General features: G+C 66.1%; 22 protein-coding genes. All 22 read right to left on the reverse strand.

The window, feature by feature from the left end; translation table 11 throughout:
• Nucleotides 1–63 precede the first annotated feature (63 nt).
• Nucleotides 64–1,056: a restriction endonuclease gene (locus NVS83_RS04005; RefSeq protein WP_258738157.1), complete on the reverse strand. Its 993-nt coding sequence runs from the start codon at nucleotides 1,054–1,056 to the stop codon at nucleotides 64–66.
• 328 nt (nucleotides 1,057–1,384) lie between these two features.
• Nucleotides 1,385–2,341, reverse strand: a complete 957-nt coding sequence (locus tag NVS83_RS04010; protein ID WP_258738158.1) for a tyrosine-type recombinase/integrase — start codon at nucleotides 2,339–2,341, stop codon at nucleotides 1,385–1,387.
• Entirely contained in the window at nucleotides 2,338–2,772 is a 435-nt protein-coding gene (locus tag NVS83_RS04015; protein ID WP_258738159.1) for an excisionase, read from the reverse strand. The genes NVS83_RS04010 and NVS83_RS04015 overlap by 4 nt, the downstream gene beginning before the upstream one ends.
• Entirely contained in the window at nucleotides 2,769–3,002 is a 234-nt protein-coding gene (locus tag NVS83_RS04020; RefSeq protein WP_258738161.1) for a PIN domain-containing protein, read from the reverse strand. Before NVS83_RS04020 ends, NVS83_RS04015 begins: the two co-directional genes overlap by 4 nt.
• Nucleotides 2,992–3,372: a MazG-like family protein gene (locus NVS83_RS04025; protein ID WP_258738162.1), complete on the reverse strand. Its 381-nt coding sequence runs from the start codon at nucleotides 3,370–3,372 to the stop codon at nucleotides 2,992–2,994. The genes NVS83_RS04020 and NVS83_RS04025 overlap by 11 nt, the downstream gene beginning before the upstream one ends.
• Nucleotides 3,369–3,620: a hypothetical protein gene (locus NVS83_RS04030; protein WP_258738163.1), complete on the reverse strand. Its 252-nt coding sequence runs from the start codon at nucleotides 3,618–3,620 to the stop codon at nucleotides 3,369–3,371. Before NVS83_RS04030 ends, NVS83_RS04025 begins: the two co-directional genes overlap by 4 nt.
• Nucleotides 3,617–3,862: a hypothetical protein gene (locus NVS83_RS04035; RefSeq protein ID WP_258738164.1), complete on the reverse strand. Its 246-nt coding sequence runs from the start codon at nucleotides 3,860–3,862 to the stop codon at nucleotides 3,617–3,619. Before NVS83_RS04035 ends, NVS83_RS04030 begins: the two co-directional genes overlap by 4 nt.
• Nucleotides 3,863–3,869: 7 nt before the next feature.
• Nucleotides 3,870–4,331: a hypothetical protein gene (locus NVS83_RS04040; RefSeq protein WP_258735074.1), complete on the reverse strand. Its 462-nt coding sequence runs from the start codon at nucleotides 4,329–4,331 to the stop codon at nucleotides 3,870–3,872.
• Nucleotides 4,332–4,333: 2 nt separating this feature from the next.
• A complete protein-coding gene (locus NVS83_RS04045) occupies nucleotides 4,334–4,846 on the reverse strand; it encodes a DUF4326 domain-containing protein (RefSeq protein WP_258738165.1) in 513 nt (170 codons plus the stop codon).
• Nucleotides 4,839–4,988, reverse strand: a complete 150-nt coding sequence (locus NVS83_RS04050; protein ID WP_258738166.1) for a hypothetical protein — start codon at nucleotides 4,986–4,988, stop codon at nucleotides 4,839–4,841. The genes NVS83_RS04045 and NVS83_RS04050 overlap by 8 nt, the downstream gene beginning before the upstream one ends.
• Nucleotides 4,981–5,709 (reverse strand): ASCH domain-containing protein, encoded by a 729-nt coding sequence (locus tag NVS83_RS04055; RefSeq protein ID WP_258738167.1) that lies wholly within the window; start codon nucleotides 5,707–5,709, stop codon nucleotides 4,981–4,983. Before NVS83_RS04055 ends, NVS83_RS04050 begins: the two co-directional genes overlap by 8 nt.
• A 120-nt stretch (nucleotides 5,710–5,829) precedes the next feature.
• A complete protein-coding gene (locus tag NVS83_RS04060) occupies nucleotides 5,830–7,803 on the reverse strand; it encodes a DNA cytosine methyltransferase (protein WP_258738168.1) in 1,974 nt (657 codons plus the stop codon).
• Nucleotides 7,803–10,418: a DNA methyltransferase family protein gene (locus tag NVS83_RS04065; protein ID WP_258738169.1), complete on the reverse strand. Its 2,616-nt coding sequence runs from the start codon at nucleotides 10,416–10,418 to the stop codon at nucleotides 7,803–7,805. The genes NVS83_RS04060 and NVS83_RS04065 overlap by 1 nt, the downstream gene beginning before the upstream one ends.
• On the reverse strand, nucleotides 10,415–11,455 hold the full coding sequence (locus tag NVS83_RS04070; RefSeq protein WP_258738170.1) for a hypothetical protein: 1,041 nt from the start codon (nucleotides 11,453–11,455) through the stop codon (nucleotides 10,415–10,417). The genes NVS83_RS04065 and NVS83_RS04070 overlap by 4 nt, the downstream gene beginning before the upstream one ends.
• Before the next feature lie 66 nt (nucleotides 11,456–11,521).
• Entirely contained in the window at nucleotides 11,522–11,818 is a 297-nt protein-coding gene (locus tag NVS83_RS04075) for a hypothetical protein (RefSeq protein ID WP_258738171.1), read from the reverse strand.
• A 33-nt stretch (nucleotides 11,819–11,851) separates the two neighbouring features.
• Nucleotides 11,852–12,271, reverse strand: a complete 420-nt coding sequence (locus NVS83_RS04080; protein ID WP_258738172.1) for a hypothetical protein — start codon at nucleotides 12,269–12,271, stop codon at nucleotides 11,852–11,854.
• Nucleotides 12,264–12,842, reverse strand: a complete 579-nt coding sequence (locus NVS83_RS04085; RefSeq protein ID WP_258738173.1) for a sulfotransferase family protein — start codon at nucleotides 12,840–12,842, stop codon at nucleotides 12,264–12,266. Before NVS83_RS04085 ends, NVS83_RS04080 begins: the two co-directional genes overlap by 8 nt.
• The gene (locus NVS83_RS04090; RefSeq protein WP_258738174.1) at nucleotides 12,839–13,099 is read right to left on the reverse strand and encodes a hypothetical protein; all 261 of its coding nucleotides are present in this window, start codon (nucleotides 13,097–13,099) and stop codon (nucleotides 12,839–12,841) included. Before NVS83_RS04090 ends, NVS83_RS04085 begins: the two co-directional genes overlap by 4 nt.
• Nucleotides 13,092–13,418 (reverse strand): hypothetical protein, encoded by a 327-nt coding sequence (locus NVS83_RS04095; protein WP_258738175.1) that lies wholly within the window; start codon nucleotides 13,416–13,418, stop codon nucleotides 13,092–13,094. The genes NVS83_RS04090 and NVS83_RS04095 overlap by 8 nt, the downstream gene beginning before the upstream one ends.
• On the reverse strand, nucleotides 13,411–13,629 hold the full coding sequence (locus NVS83_RS04100; RefSeq protein ID WP_258738176.1) for a hypothetical protein: 219 nt from the start codon (nucleotides 13,627–13,629) through the stop codon (nucleotides 13,411–13,413). The genes NVS83_RS04095 and NVS83_RS04100 overlap by 8 nt, the downstream gene beginning before the upstream one ends.
• Nucleotides 13,622–13,816, reverse strand: a complete 195-nt coding sequence (locus NVS83_RS04105; RefSeq protein WP_258738177.1) for a hypothetical protein — start codon at nucleotides 13,814–13,816, stop codon at nucleotides 13,622–13,624. The genes NVS83_RS04100 and NVS83_RS04105 overlap by 8 nt, the downstream gene beginning before the upstream one ends.
• Complete coding sequence (locus NVS83_RS04110; RefSeq protein ID WP_258735058.1) at nucleotides 13,816–14,103, reverse strand: hypothetical protein; 288 nt, start codon at nucleotides 14,101–14,103, stop codon at nucleotides 13,816–13,818. Before NVS83_RS04110 ends, NVS83_RS04105 begins: the two co-directional genes overlap by 1 nt.
• Nucleotides 14,104–14,157 lie beyond the last annotated feature (54 nt).

Raw genomic sequence — 14,157 nt, forward strand, 5'->3', positions numbered from 1 at the left:
CTGCGGGGAGGTTTCCGGTAGCCACCAAAAGATCTCATCTTTCAGTGGCTTTCGGGTCCAGAGTCACGCGGGCCAGTAGATGCGCTTCAGCGGCAGAAGCTGCTGGGTCTCGATATCGAGGCGGTCGTAATTCTGGATCACGGCCTCGACCAGATCGTCGATCGTCATCAGGGACAACGGGATGCTGGCGCGCTCCGCTTCATAGAGCGCGTCTTTGGAGAAGCCGCCGGTTGAGACATAGAGACCCTTGTCCTGCGGATGACGGCCGCCCAGAAAACTGCGGATCGCCTGTGAGCCGATGGCTCCGTGCCGGTGCTTGACCTCGACGACGATGCGCGGCGCCTCGAAACCGAAACCGTCAGGCGAGGCGACGATGTCCTTGCCCCGATCGGCGCCGGCCGGGGACACGCGCGTCTTATAGCCCATGGCGCGAAGCAGGCCGGCGACAAGCTCCTGCAGGTCGGACCAGTCCAGCGCATGGACACGGTCCTTTGTGAATTCGATCGCCTTCTCCTGGATGTTCTTGAATACGTCCTCCTCCGCGATCTCGACGGAGGCGGCGAGGTCGGCTTTCGCCGGCTGGTGCGACTTGAGTGCCCGGAGGAGATCCTCGATCACGTCGGCCGACAGCTGGAAGAGCGTCGAGATCGCGCCGAGGCTGTTGCGGCTGCGCACGGAGAGGAGATCGCGCGAGACTTCTCCCTGCCATGCGACAGATCGAACATTCGGATAACCGATCTCGATGCTGGGATCCCAGCGATAGTCGCCGGTGATCTCGCCGACGAGATAGACGCGGCGGCCCGGGTCGTAGGTGACGATAGGATCGCCGATCTTCATCTCGCTGCGGAAGCGATGAAGCTGGCCGGCCGACATGGCCACGGCTTGCGGCTTCCATTCCGGCCAGGTGGTGGCGATTCGAGCGGCGATCTTCGCGCGCGTCTTCAGCTCCGTCAGCGGACCGATCTCACGCCAACCTATGGCGATGACGGCATTGTCCTTGAACACGTCATAGAGCCGCCCGCCGCGCTCGGCGCGCACTACCCAGCCTTGCCTCATATGGTCTCCAAACCCGACTTCCCCCATTATGGTAGGGGGACGGCGCTGCCGGAGGCAAGGAGGTGGCGTGACCCTCGCCCCTTATCCGGCGTCTGCCTCAACCATGAATCGGCCGATACGGGACGCGACGCCCGTGAGAGAGGGTATCAGTCACCATGATTATTTCTGCCTCAATCGTTGGTCATTTCGTTGGTGGAAACGATCCAGACTGAGGCGCGCACCAGCTAAGCTGTTGAGAATGCTGGTGGGCCCGGCAGGACTCGAACCTGCAACCAGACCGTTATGAGCGCGCTGCTTTCTCCGCAAACCCGCATGAAACCGTGCGAACCTAGGCGGCTCCGGGGGTAGATGTTCGCTTTTGGTTCACGCGTTTCATTGGCGTTTTATTGGCGCCGATGCTGAGAGCCCGCGCGGCACCCTTCATATGATCGGGGTGATGGTGCCCATAAGTGCGCTCCAGCATCTCCGGCGACATGCCGAGGAAGCCAGCGGCTTCCCATATCGGGACACCGGCTTGCATCAACCAGGTTGCCGCCGTGTGGCGCAGTGTGTGGGGAGTGATCTTCCCGTCGAGCCCGGCGAGGTCGACGGCGCGCGCGAAGGCGACCTTGACCGACTTTACCGGCGCGCCGTGATACTCGACCAGGTATTCGCGCGAGACGCCGGTCTCCTTCCACCTGCGGATATGGGCAAGCAGGCGGTCGGGGATAGGGACGGGCGGTTGGCGCTTTTTGGTGGCCTTCGCCCCTTGCGGCAGTCGGTAGAACACACCGCGCTCGACGTCGACATATGACCGGCCGGAAGCTGCTGCCCAACTCGCGGACGCGATCGCGCCGGCGCGGGTGCCGGTGTAGAGCCCGATCAGTATGAAGCGCGCCAGATGGCGCATGGTGTATTTTCGGGTCGGCAGGGACTCGCCGGGTAGCCTCTTGTGTGAGCGACGCTGTTTCTCCCGCGCGTGCCAGCACGCCCATAGCAGGGCGGCGGCTTCGTCCCGCGTGAGCCAGCGTTCCCGGGCAGGGCCCTTGTCGGGTAGCGTCACGCGCACCTCGCCCCGATGCAGGCCTTCCCGGGCATGATACTGGATGGCCGCGCGCAGATCCTCGAGGTCGCGCCGCGCGCCGCCGGCCTTACGGCGGTCCTCGACATAGGCGCGGCAGGTGCCGGAGGAGACATCGGCGAGGCTCTTGTCGCCCCACCACATAAGAAGCCGCCGACAGCGCTCGGCGACAGCCTTCTGATTGGCTTGCAGCTCGCCGCGATCACGCAGATAGATCGCGATCACGTCCGAGACGGGGATCGCCTCGAGCTCACGGTCGCGCCGTGGCGGTTCGTATTTGGCGGCGATGTATTCGGAGAGCGTCCGCTCAGCCTGTCCACGATCCTGAGCGCCGCAACCAGTGGGATATTGCCGCTGTCCGTCGAGGATGATCCATGTTGGGGCATGGGTGATGCGGCCTTCCGCATTTCGCCGGGCCGGCCGGAGCCAGAGGCGCGCTCCCTTGGCACGACGCGGCATTTCTCGATCATCTCCTGGATAGCGGCGAGGGTGGTGTAATCCTTGCCGGCGATGCGCGTGATGGCGAGATTGCCGCGGGCGCCCTCGCGCCGCAAGCCGGCAACCTTCATCGTCCCGTCGGGGAAGGCGAGCGCGGCGGCGACCGAAAGGCGTATCGGATCGGTCGGCGCAATACCGGCTGCATCGACCGCCTTCATGTCTCGATCCCTCCAAGCCGATCTTCCACGCGCTCGACGAGGGCATTGAGCCGTTCGACCGACGCGCGGCGGGTGACGCCGTAGAGATGCTCGCAGGAGACGACTGCGCCGAGCAGCACCGTTTCCGCGACAACCATGATCGCCACGTCGTTCCCACCGTCGCGGACGACCTCGGCGAGGATCCTGCGCACGAAATCGTTGGCGAGGGCGTTGTGCGAGTCAGCCGACATCGACGCCTCCGGGCGTTAGGCACCCCATGGGTTCGGCCTGGAGCTTGGTCTGCAAGCCGTTCGCCATCGACGTCGCATTGAATTTGCGGATCACGGCGGCGCCGAGGTCGATGCCGGCGGTGATGGCGACGAGGTTCGCGCAGATCACGACGTCGGCCAGTTCCTCGGCGAGCTGATCGAGCGAGGCGCGTGATCCGCGCCAGCCGTGGCGGGCGCGCTCCAGCTTCTTGATGACGTTGCATGCCTCCCCGACCTCGCCGGCCAGTTCGTTGCCCCGGAACGACAGATCGGGAAGATCATCGGGACACCATTCGGCCTGACGGGCGAGGTTCGCGGCCTGCAGCTCGGCGAAGGTAAGATCGGCGCTCATGCGAAGTCCTCCGAACGGTAGGGATCGCCGGCCGGGATCGGATCGTCCCGCCCCAGCGGCTCGCACGTATCGATGTCGCGGACGTAGCTTTCGCGATCCTCGCCGCAGCAGGCGCGATGGCAGAGCCCCTCCGTCACATCCACGATGACCATCTGTCCGTCGACGAACGGCTCGCCACAGATGAAGCAGGCATGCACGTCGTCGTCCGGCATCGGCCGGCCGGACATGCTCAGCCGATTATGGCTCATGGCACCTCTCCGACTTCGATCATGACAGGGGGATGGGTAACGCCGAGCACGCGCAGCAGGACCGGCGCGCCGGCGTTGATGCGGGTGATCTCGTCCGGTGTCGGCTCCCACGCGGTCACCATGCTGGGCGTGGCGGGTCCGTTCACGGTGCAGTGGACCGGCTCGTCGCGGAGCGACAGGCCCACATAGCCCTGGCTCGCGTCGATGATGCGGGTTGCGCCGCTAATGTGCTTGATCAGCATGACGTCTTCACCCCACGTTCCTTCGGAAATCGATCACCATCCGGGTGAGCTGGCGCACGACGTCATGCTCGGGCACCTTGGCGTCGCGCATGGCGACGGAGACGGCATAGAGCTGCGCCGCGATGAAGAGAGGATCGATGCCTCTCTCCTCCCACCACCATTCCTCGCCATCGCGGTGCTGGGCTCCCGAGCTCATCGTGTGAAGCCAGACACACAGCGGCACTGCCCATTTGTCGTCAGGCTTCGTTCCGATCCCGGTAATGCCCTTGCCGTGCAGCGCGCTGGCGTAGCGGATATGGGCGGCCTCGCCGGCGGGCGCCGTGCCGCTTACGAGGCACGGGAGCTGGCGCAGGATCCGCAGATGGGTCTCGTCCTTCAGGCGGGCCCTCGGCGCCGGGAGCGGGCGCTGACGCTTGCGACGTGCGCTCTTGAGGTTGGGCCTGACGCCCGTCTCGATCCGGAACGCCATGCTCACCGTCCAAAGCGTGTAATCTGATAGTTGTCGCTGCGGCGCGAACTGCCCGAACGCGGCATGCGTGCCGGTCGATAGGCATCCGACGCCGTCGGGAACGGCGTGCCATCGGGTCCACGGTTGGCGATCGACAGAAGGACATCGCCGACGCAGGGGCATCCGGGCTTCGGCCAGTCGGCGAGGTTGCGACCTCGAAGGTGCCGATCAATCTCATCCTGCGACGGGGGCAGCGGCGGCGGTTGGTCGAAGTGGCGGGCCCGGAAGCCATCGTAATGGAAATCGCCGCTTACAAGGCCGCCGGCAAGCCAGACGCGATACAGGTAGGCAAGAACCCCGTATCGGTTCGCCTGCGTCGGCAGCCATCCTCGAGCCTTCAGCAGGTACTCGACATAGCAGTGATCGAGCCAGAATGGCGGGCGCCACCGGGTGGCGCGATCGACCCTCACGGCACCGGCCGGCACGATGGTGCGGCCTGCGATCTTCGTGAGCTGGAGACGGCGCGGTTCAGCCATCGTCCCGGTCCCGCCGCCGCCGCGCCAAGGCGCGAAAGAAGAGCATGCTGGCCAGGCAGATCAGCAGCCCCAGCACGAAACCCGAGATTTGGTAGCGGTTGACAACCAGTAGCGCGATGAGAGCGGAGCGGAGTTCATCCATGGGCCGCTCCCGCGAGGTCGATGTGATGGCGGTGGACGGTGAAGGTATAGGCGGCGACCCAAGGGTCGGCGGCCCACGCATCTTCGCCGTTAATGGCGTTCCAGAGCCACCCGTAGGCCGTGATCGCCGATCGCGACGTCACTTCGCCTTCCTCGTCGTATCCACAATGAAACCGGCCGCTTGGGAGTGGCAGGACTCCCTCTGCCCGCGCATCCTCCTCGCTGATCTCCTGCAAGCGCTGAACGCGCACGTCTGTCACGATCAGGGTGAGGCGGGAATGGCGACGCGGCATGAAGCGACCGAGGCGCTGGTGCCAAGCCGGCGTGGCTGGATCAGACTGATGTCGCCCTTTCCGATAGACCGGCGGTGGGTCGAACAGGACGACGTCATCATCGGGAACGAATCGCCACTTCTGTCGGCCGCCCTTGCGCGTGACCCCTCCGGGAACGGGCTCCCAATGACCGCGCTGGAAGTAGGCCTCGCGGACCCAGAGGCGGTCGCCGGGCTGGATGCGCGACCAATACCGAGCGGATTCGGGGAAGCCCTCTTCGACATGGGTTCCTGATGAGCCGACAAACCCGCCGTTGCGGCCATCCCACGACCAAGCGCCATTAGGCCGTACCGTGGGCTGAGGCTTGATGGTCCGCCGCGTCTGCGTCTTCGCGCCGGCGAGCAGAGCGCGCGCCATGGGCGCCGAGAACGGGATGGGGCGGTCAGCCATGGTCGCTCTCCTTGATCATCCTGCACAGCGCAGCGGAGAGAAAGCCGGCACCGAATCCGAATGCCCCTGCCAGCCAAAGGCTGAGGAGAAGAGACCAGAGCGGGAGCGGGACGGAGATTGTCATATGGCTGGCCTCTCGACGTCCGGCTGGTCGACCGACAGCGCCACCGTCAGCGGCTGGACCCATATCGGGTCGGCGGAAAGCATGAAGCTCTCGCCCGCCCAGGCGAGCAGCAGCGTGCGGCCCATGACGGACGCGATCGCCGCGGCGGCATCGGGCGGCACGGCATTGCCGATGCGCTCGCGCCACGCGGAATCGCTCCGGCCCTCCAGCGTAAACAGCGTCTCCGGGTCGACGAGACTCTGCAGCGCGGCGAGCTCGAGCGTGGTGAACGGCCGATGCCAGGTGCCGTCGAGGGCGCGGATGACGGCGACCAGATTGGTCTTGCCCTCCGGGAGGGCGTCGATCGCGGCGACGGCCGCCCCCGGCGGGCGCGGATCGGCAACCGACCAATGGCCGTTGTTGTTCTTTGCGAAGGCCGGCACCGCGCCGCTCGTCTCCTCCCAGCCGGTGACGCCGTAGTGTCCGCCGGTGAGGTAGACGTTGCGGTCCTCTCGGCTCAAGGCGGCCGGCCGGGGATCGGCGACGCAGAGAGCGCCTGAACCGACCCGATCGGAGCCGATCACGGCCTTCGAGGCGTCATCCCATTCCTGCACTGCCATCTTGTTCTGGTGCGTGCTCGCGGGCCATCCCGTTCGAGGATCGGCGACAGCGAAGGCGCCGTTGCCGGCGGTAGAGGCCGAGATGACGACGCCGGACGCCTCGTCCATCCGCGTGACCCGGTATTTCGTCTGCTTGTAGTCCGGCCGGTCGCTCGGGCGCGGGTCCGCCACGGCCAGGCCGCCGGCGGGGCCGCCCGGGCCGGCGATCGCCGGCGAGGGCGCGCCGAAGGGCACGATCCGGAAGGTGTTGTTGAAGCGCGGGGCGCCCTGCAGCCGAGGATCACACACGGCGTAGGGCCCGGTGCCGACCGAAACGTCGCCCTTCACCGTGGCGGCGGTCCTGTTCCATTCTCGAACGCCGAGCTGGACCGACTTCGGGTACCCGTCGACGCGCGGATCAGCGACGGCGAAGGTGCCGTTGGTCGGTAAGCCGCGGCTGGTCACGGCGCCGCTGTGGTGCTCCCAGGGCTGCACGCCGAGAACGCCGCGCTGCCAGTCGGCATCGGGCGCGATGCCGAAATCCTTCAGGACCCCATCGGCGACACCGAGACGGTTGAGCGAGCGCCAGTCCGAGCCGGCTTCGACGAAGGCGAGGCGCACCCATGTCTTCCACTGGAGCGAGGGCACACGGTGCATCGGCCCGCCGTGCGTCTCGTCGCCCGGCAGCGGGAGCTTCTCGATGATCTCGCCGACACCGCGCAGCCGGCGCTTGGGGGGCTCGTAGAGGAAGGGCGGGACCTTCACCTGGTGGCGGGCGACCAGCAGGAAGCGCTTGCGGCTCTGGGCGAGCCCGCCAATCTCGCCGCAATCATGCGTGGTCTCGGCTACGACATAGTTGTAGCTGCGCAGCAAGGCGACGATCTGGTCGATGAAGTGACGGCCCCGCGTGGCGATGCGCGGCACGTTCTCGAAGATGAACAGCTCCGGAGGGTCGTCCGACCAGGCATCGAGCGCCAGCCACAGGCCGCGGAAGGTGAGCCGGTTGAGCGCCTGGTACTTGGTGCTGAGGCTCTTGGTCTCCGACAGCAGGCCGGAGAAGCCCTTGCAGGGGAACGAGGCGAAGACGATGTGCGGGCGCTCGTAGTGAGCGGCGCGCCGCATGTCCTCCGCGGTCGCCTCGCGCCAGTCTGCCGGCGGCTCGTGCCCTTGGAAGTCGTGATACTGCAGGCGGTCGAACAGGTCGATCACGGTGCCCGGCACGCCGGCCGCGCGGCTGAAATCGCGGATCGCCGCAGCGTCGCTGTCGACGCCGCCGATGCAGCGGAACTTCGCCCTCAGCGAGCCGACGCGCGCCTGTCCCTTGTTGAAGCCCTTGGCGCCGCCGCCGAGGCCGCAGCAGATGTGGAAGTGTCGGATTTCGACGTCGCTCATCACTCCGCCGCCTCCGGCTGATCCGCGGGAGCCAGGAAGTCGAACAGCGTCGGAACGGCCTTCTTGCGTTCGATCGCCTCGAGGTACTTCACGCCGTCGAGGAAATAACTGTGGTTGAGCTCGGCGGCTCGTCCGCGCCGGCCGAGATGCAGGGCCCGGTAGGGCACCGTGAAGAGCCCGCCGAAAGGATCGAAGACGAGCTCGCCGGGCGCCGAGTAGCGGGTAATGCAGCGGTCGACGACATCGAACTGGAGCGGGCAGACGTGGAGCTCCCGGCCGGCCGAGGCCTGCGCCGTGTTCAGCGTCTTCATACGGTCGATGTCGTGCCAGACATCCGGCCGGCTGCTGCCGGGCCAGAGCGCCATGAACACGGCCGGCAGGACGCCGCGATAGTCCAGCTCCTCGCCGATCCGCACATGCGTCTCGTAATCGTAGACGGTCTCCATGCTGAACTGCCTGAAGACCTTGCCGATGACATCAGGATCGAGCTTCGCAAGCTCGTCCGCCGTCAGCAGGCGGTTGCCGCTCGACCGCCAGCGGGCATGCGCGTCGGTCTGCCAACGAGCGCGGGAATAGCCGGTGCCGGGCACCGGGCGTCCCTTGTCGTTGAAGGAGACGATCGCGCCATCGGGCATCTCGACGACGGGCATCTCCTTCACCACGCGCTGGTCGGCATAAGAGCGCGAGCGGTCCGTTGGCAGCTTGCGGAACACCAGCAGGAATTCCGGGCTTCCGAAGCCCATCTTCGTGCTGTCCTTGGCATTCTCCGAATAGCCGAGCCGGTAGGTCTGGTTGTTCTCGCGCACGACGTCGGTGTCGATCACCGCCATGCCCATGTAGGCAAAGCCGTGCCTCATGAAATGGAAGAGCGTCTTCGCGTGGAACGGGTTTACCGTCGGCGTCCCGGCGCCGGTGACGGAGCCGAACAGGATCCGGTCCTTTACGTGGATGCAGCATTCGCGACCGGGCTTCAGGATCCGCAGCAGCTCCGGCGTCAGGAAATCCATCTGGCCGAAGAAGTGCTCATCATCGTCGGTGTGGCCGAAGTCGTCATAGGTCGGCGTGTACTCGTAGTGGTTCGAGAACGGGATCGACGTGACGATCAGGTCGACGGAATCGGCGTCCATCCGCCGGCACTCCTCGACGCAGTCATTGTTCGCCACCTGCCAGCCTTGGCCGCTGGCCTCGATCCGCTCGATGCCGATCGAGCGTTGCAGGACCTCCGCCATGCCGGCGAGACTGAGCCCGTATTTGCGAATGATCTCGCTCATGCGCGCGGCCATTTCCTCATGGCGCGCCCACTTGGCCTCGAGGTCGCGTCGCGCCGGCCGCATGCTCTCGGGATAGATGACGTCGATCTCGACGGGATGGAGCTGGCCAAACCGCTGGATGCGGTGGACCGCCTGGATGAAGTCGTTGAACTTGTGCCCCACGCCGAGGAACGCCGCCTTGTGACAATGGCGCTGCAGGTTGCAGCCGGAGCCGAGCATCACCGGCTTGGCAGCGAGGAACTGGAAGGCACCATCCGAGAAGCCGATGACGCGGCCCTCGCGCTCCTCGAGCTCCTGCGTGCCATAGACGGACCGGACGCCCGGCACCGCCGCCTCGATCGCCCGGCGCTCATCCTCGAGGTCATGCCAAAGGATGCGATGGCTTGTCGGATCGCCGGCGATGATCTCCTGCATCCTGGCGATGCAGGCAGGCAGGGCGGCGCGCCGCTCGCGCGCTTCCTGCGACAGACCTTTGGCCTCGGGACGGATCAGCGCCAGCTGCCCGTCGCGATCGGCCGTCGAGCCGACCAGGTCGACCGGCACCTCATGCCAGCGGACGGTGAGCGGCGGGAGGTCGTAGCCTTCATCGGAGAAACCCAGATCCGACGGCTTCTGGAGGAAGACGGCCCAGGTGGACACCCACATCCAGAACTCATGTTCCTTGTGCGGAAAGAGCGTGAGATCGCCTGCCTTTTCCGAGTTGCGTTGGAAGAAGCGTGTCAGCGCCTGACCCGTATCCATCACGCCAAGGAAGCCGGCGTAATGGATCAGCTCCTTGAAGCGGTTGGGCGAAGGGGTGGCGGTGGCGACGAAGCGGAACCGCGCCTTGTCGAAGAGCGGCAGGAAGGTCTGAAACGTCTTGGAGCCGAAACTCCGCAGGATCGACGCCTCGTCGAGACTGGCGATGGCGAAGTTGCCGGGGTCGAGCTTGCCCTCACGGATGCTCTCGTAGTTCGTCAGGTAGATGTGGTCGCCCTCAGCGCGGGCCGCGTGGAGTTCGTTGTCTGACTGAACGAAGCGAAGCGAGACCGCGAACGCGTCGTGGAAGCGCTCGCGCGCGTCGCGGAAGAACTCCTGACGCACGCCGAGCGGCAGCACGATCAGCGCCTCGCCGCCGACGCGGGCCTTCAGCAGCCGGCAGAGCTCGATCTGCGTCGAGGTCTTGTGCAGACCAAAGCTGGCGAAGATGGCCCGGCGCCCACCCGCCGCTGCCCATTGGACGATGCTTCGCGTGAAGGGCTTGAGCGCCGGGTTGATCCCGTCCAGCGGCACGGAGATGCCGGTCGACGGGGCAACCTTCATTTTCGCTTCGAGGAACCGGCGATAGGAGAGGGGCGCGTTCATGCCACCAACTCCGAACTCGTCCCAAAATCCTCACGGCGGCCGTCCGGCCCTATGGCGTGCAGATGATGGGGAACGCGCCGCACCTCGCGCTCCGCCTCCGCGCGGGTGTACCGGCCGGCGCTCACCACGTCGGTGGTGTAGCCACAATAATCCGCGCGATAATAGGCGTCGTTCTTGCGGGACCAAATGCGGTAGGTCGGTTCCGAGCCGAACAGGATCCGGCGCAGGACGTCCGCCCGGCGGAAATCGTCACGCCGGATGGCCTTGGCCAATTCTGCCTCGAGGCGCACGCGGCGCTCACGACCGTTGCGCTTGCGACGGACGTCCTCCGGGCACTCGACGTAGATATCGCGGGAGCAGACGTTCAGCAGCGCATACGGCCCGGCAACGACCCACCACATGTTGTTGATGTGGTAGAGGGCCGTGCCCCGCACGATCCGCCCCTTGTAGTCCTTCGTCCAAACCGTCATGCCCTGTTCAAGGAGACAGCCGTCGCGGCTACGCCGATTTTCATCGCTCTTGCATAGCGGCCGTCCGAGTGCCTTGTCCGAGTGCCAGCTCTCGGCATAGCTGCTCTCGACGAAAGCTCGGGCGGTGATCTTTCCCGACGAGGGATGAGGTCGCGAACGGCTGACCGAGATCTGAGCCCGTTGTTCGCACCAGGAGGAAATGACGGTTTCGAGCTGTCGCATTCGCAACCGATCGAGGTAGTCGAAACGGTCTATCCTGTTGGAATCGTACCGGTGCCCGTTGACGTGATCGCTCTTCCACGTGGTGGCCCAGAACTCGAAGGTGATCGCGTGCCCGCAGATGTGAAACTCGGCGCGGATCTCTCCCTTGCGGGCGATGCGGTGGTTCTTGGAAATCGACCGGTAGTGCGTGTGCACGCGCGGATCGCGCCCGACCGTCCAGCCCCGCGCACGAAGCAGGCGGATCAGGCCGTCGAAGATCTCGGTCTTGAAGGTTGGATCGTTCGGATCGCTCTGCCAGATGCCGATATGAGCGTCGGTGAGGCGAATTTCGAGGTGCCGGGTCATGTGTCTTGAAAACCCTTCAATCGCAGCCGGGGCCAACGGCGCCGGGATTGTCCGGGAGCGCGAGGTTCATGACGCCGCCCTCCGGTATCCGGCGACGGAAAGGCACTTGAAGATCTCTTCCGCCTGGGCGACGTCGGGGTACTCTTCCGGCGTCCAGTCATCGGGCGCGAAGGTTTCGAAGAACACGCCGAGTGTCTCGATTATCTCGGGAAGAATCGCGATCGCTGCGGCATGCAGCCGGTCCTGATCGCTTATCGGCTCGAACGGATCACCGATGACGCAGACCGGCGTTCCGTCCGCCGCGAAGACGGTGAGGTCGTCCGCTATCGTCCACGGACCGGCGGCCAAGCACTGCTTGCTCATGATCGTTGTTCCTCTGGAGAAAGACCGGAGCGATCAGTCATGGGCGGCCTCTGGCCGATATGCGGCGATCTTCTCCGCCGTCTCCCAGCAGGCGGCGCAGATGTCGTTAAACGACGTGCACCGCGCCGCATGCCATTCCCGCCGATATTCATCGGCGGCATCCGGCGGCATCCTTTCGATCGCGGCTTCGAACAGCCGACGGTCGGACGGGTTGCCCACGAGAAACGACCGGTAAGCCAGCGCATAGGAGGCCAGACGCTCGGCGTCGCTCCAGAGCGCGTCGTACCGAGACCCCAGATCGTCGATCTTCGGTTCTTCGCCGGTCTCGGCGTCCTTCACGAAATACGGACCCTGCAGCATCCGAGCCGCAATGAAGGCCGCTTCCTCGACGGTCGCCCGGAAGGTGATCGCGTCCGAGGGATTGATCAGCTCATAGAGGCGCCGCTCAGACATGGCCGGCCTCCCGCATGAGGTGAAACTCGATGGAGAGATCCGGCGCGCAGAGCGGCGAGCGCGGAATGACGACCGATGCCGCCGGCGCCGTCTCCAGCTTCCCATGACCTTCCAGGAAGACCGACAGACGGATGGCGGTGCCGGTCGGATCCTGCAGGATGCTCTCGAAGGCGATGTCGAGCACCGGCCCGAGGCGGCGAACCGTCTCGCGGGCGCGCAGCTCGTCGGCGCGTAGGCGTGCCGCCATGCGCCGGGCGTCCTGTCGGTTCGCTTCCAGCCCGAGCAGCTTCATCTGCGAGCGGGCCTGCTGGATCGGGTCGCGATGCATCCAGACCGTGAGCGCCCGTGTGCCGATCGGCACCGGGAAGGCGGTGGGGTCGATCCATTTGACCGCGCGCCCGCGCATCTGCCGAAGGGTGGCCTCCTGGTGCTGGCCGGGCCGCATCTCGTCGAGTTCATAAGCCGGACGGCTCCCAACGACCGGAAAGCCGCCGCGGTCGAGCATGGTCATCACCAGCGTGGTGCCGCAGCGGCCGAGCCCGGCGACGAAGATGTTCGGGGCGTCCGTCATGGGCGACCTCCGGTTCCGATCCGCTGGTGCTCGCCGCACGAGCCGTGCATGTCGGTGCGCGGCCAGCCGAGATCGTTTGGCGGGGGAAGCCGCCGGCACTCGCCCCGCTGCGAATAAGCGGGCCCGCGCTTCCAGAAGCGGCAGTTGCGGCAGGCGCCGGGATCGATCGCGGCGCGGCGCAGAATGGCGCGCATGTCCAGTTCGGCCGCGCAGGGACGCCGTATCCAAGCGGCGATGCGCTTGACGAGGTCAGCCATGGCCCTGCACCTCCGGGAAGGCGCGGGCGGCGGCCTGGCGCAGCTCGGCCTCGATCTCGTTCCGGATCCTCGCCAGGGTCTTGTCGACCCATTCGAGCATGTCGTCCGGGTGGGCATCGGAAGGAGGCGGCGATCCCGCAAGCGCCTTCGAAGCGCCGGCACAGAAGCAGGCGGCGCGCCCCGTCATGCCGACAAGGAGGCGCTCGACCTCCGCGGGCGACAGCCCACACGCGACGATGCGCGCCATCAGGTCGTTGATCTGAGCCTTGATCGCCAGCGCGGCCGCCGCGAATTCCGGGGTTGCATGAACCTCAGCCATGGGCGCCTCCCGAGAGGCCGGCGCAAAGGCTGTCGTTGCGCCGGCCGGCAGCGGCGAGGCGGACCGCCTGCCGGCGGTGATCGGCGATTTCCCGTTCGTCGTAGCCGGCGCTCAGCAGGAGAAGCGCGACCTCCCGCTCGTCCGCCAGATCGCAGGTGGATTGCGCCAGGCTGACAGCCATGGCGTCGACGATCTCGTCGTGCTCACGCATGGGGCACCTCGCGCACGTCGTCCTGGAAGGGTTGGGCGTAGGGATCGGATGAGCCCGGCGCAGGGAAATCGTCCTGCCAGGCGGTGCGGAAGCCGACCCAGAAGCCGAGCGGCCCGAAGATCATAAGGCCGAGGAGGAGGCCCAGCAGCGCGCCGCCGAGGGTCAGGAAGGGAAGGGGGCATGCCATCAGGCGAGCCTCCCGATGAAGTCGTTGCCGAGGGCGCGCTCGATATGGATGAGCGCTTCGCTCCTGCGGCCGATCGCCAGCTCGGAACGCGCGAGGCAGATCTCGTCGTTGGGGGAGATCGCTGTGCCTTGTACGGTGATCTTCTCGCGTGCGAGCAACTTCTCGGCGTCGGCACTTTCGATGATCTGCCGGTCGATCAGTTCCTGAAGAAGCTGGCCGGTGTCGAAGTCGCTCAGGTCGACCTCCACCTGCACGCGTTCGATGGTGCCTCGCTGTTTCCAGACCATCACATCGCTCCCGTGAAGACGCCGGCCCAGAAGGCGAGGGCAGAAAGGAAAAGC

The organism is Ancylobacter mangrovi (assembly GCF_024752335.1).
Lineage (GTDB): Bacteria > Pseudomonadota > Alphaproteobacteria > Rhizobiales > Xanthobacteraceae > Ancylobacter > Ancylobacter mangrovi.

Bases quoted from the DNA above. Each gene is read 5' to 3' on its own strand.
- NVS83_RS04005 (WP_258738157.1), bottom strand. From the start codon at position 1,056: ATGAGGCAAGGCTGGGTAGTGCGCGCCGAGCGCGGCGGGCGGCTCTAT.
- NVS83_RS04015 (WP_258738159.1), bottom strand. From the start codon at position 2,772: ATGAAGGCGGTCGATGCAGCCGGTATTGCGCCGACCGATCCGATACGC.
- NVS83_RS04020 (WP_258738161.1), bottom strand. From the start codon at position 3,002: ATGTCGGCTGACTCGCACAACGCCCTCGCCAACGATTTCGTGCGCAGG.
- NVS83_RS04025 (WP_258738162.1), bottom strand. From the start codon at position 3,372: ATGAGCGCCGATCTTACCTTCGCCGAGCTGCAGGCCGCGAACCTCGCC.
- NVS83_RS04030 (WP_258738163.1), bottom strand. From the start codon at position 3,620: ATGAGCCATAATCGGCTGAGCATGTCCGGCCGGCCGATGCCGGACGAC.
- NVS83_RS04035 (WP_258738164.1), bottom strand. From the start codon at position 3,862: ATGCTGATCAAGCACATTAGCGGCGCAACCCGCATCATCGACGCGAGC.
- NVS83_RS04040 (WP_258735074.1), bottom strand. From the start codon at position 4,331: ATGGCGTTCCGGATCGAGACGGGCGTCAGGCCCAACCTCAAGAGCGCA.
- NVS83_RS04045 (WP_258738165.1), bottom strand. From the start codon at position 4,846: ATGGCTGAACCGCGCCGTCTCCAGCTCACGAAGATCGCAGGCCGCACC.
- NVS83_RS04050 (WP_258738166.1), bottom strand. From the start codon at position 4,988: ATGGATGAACTCCGCTCCGCTCTCATCGCGCTACTGGTTGTCAACCGC.
- NVS83_RS04055 (WP_258738167.1), bottom strand. From the start codon at position 5,709: ATGGCTGACCGCCCCATCCCGTTCTCGGCGCCCATGGCGCGCGCTCTG.
- NVS83_RS04060 (WP_258738168.1), bottom strand. From the start codon at position 7,803: ATGAGCGACGTCGAAATCCGACACTTCCACATCTGCTGCGGCCTCGGC.
- NVS83_RS04065 (WP_258738169.1), bottom strand. From the start codon at position 10,418: ATGAACGCGCCCCTCTCCTATCGCCGGTTCCTCGAAGCGAAAATGAAG.
- NVS83_RS04070 (WP_258738170.1), bottom strand. From the start codon at position 11,455: ATGACCCGGCACCTCGAAATTCGCCTCACCGACGCTCATATCGGCATC.
- NVS83_RS04075 (WP_258738171.1), bottom strand. From the start codon at position 11,818: ATGAGCAAGCAGTGCTTGGCCGCCGGTCCGTGGACGATAGCGGACGAC.
- NVS83_RS04080 (WP_258738172.1), bottom strand. From the start codon at position 12,271: ATGTCTGAGCGGCGCCTCTATGAGCTGATCAATCCCTCGGACGCGATC.
- NVS83_RS04085 (WP_258738173.1), bottom strand. From the start codon at position 12,842: ATGACGGACGCCCCGAACATCTTCGTCGCCGGGCTCGGCCGCTGCGGC.
- NVS83_RS04090 (WP_258738174.1), bottom strand. From the start codon at position 13,099: ATGGCTGACCTCGTCAAGCGCATCGCCGCTTGGATACGGCGTCCCTGC.
- NVS83_RS04095 (WP_258738175.1), bottom strand. From the start codon at position 13,418: ATGGCTGAGGTTCATGCAACCCCGGAATTCGCGGCGGCCGCGCTGGCG.
- NVS83_RS04100 (WP_258738176.1), bottom strand. From the start codon at position 13,629: ATGCGTGAGCACGACGAGATCGTCGACGCCATGGCTGTCAGCCTGGCG.
- NVS83_RS04105 (WP_258738177.1), bottom strand. From the start codon at position 13,816: ATGGCATGCCCCCTTCCCTTCCTGACCCTCGGCGGCGCGCTGCTGGGC.
- NVS83_RS04110 (WP_258735058.1), bottom strand. From the start codon at position 14,103: ATGGTCTGGAAACAGCGAGGCACCATCGAACGCGTGCAGGTGGAGGTC.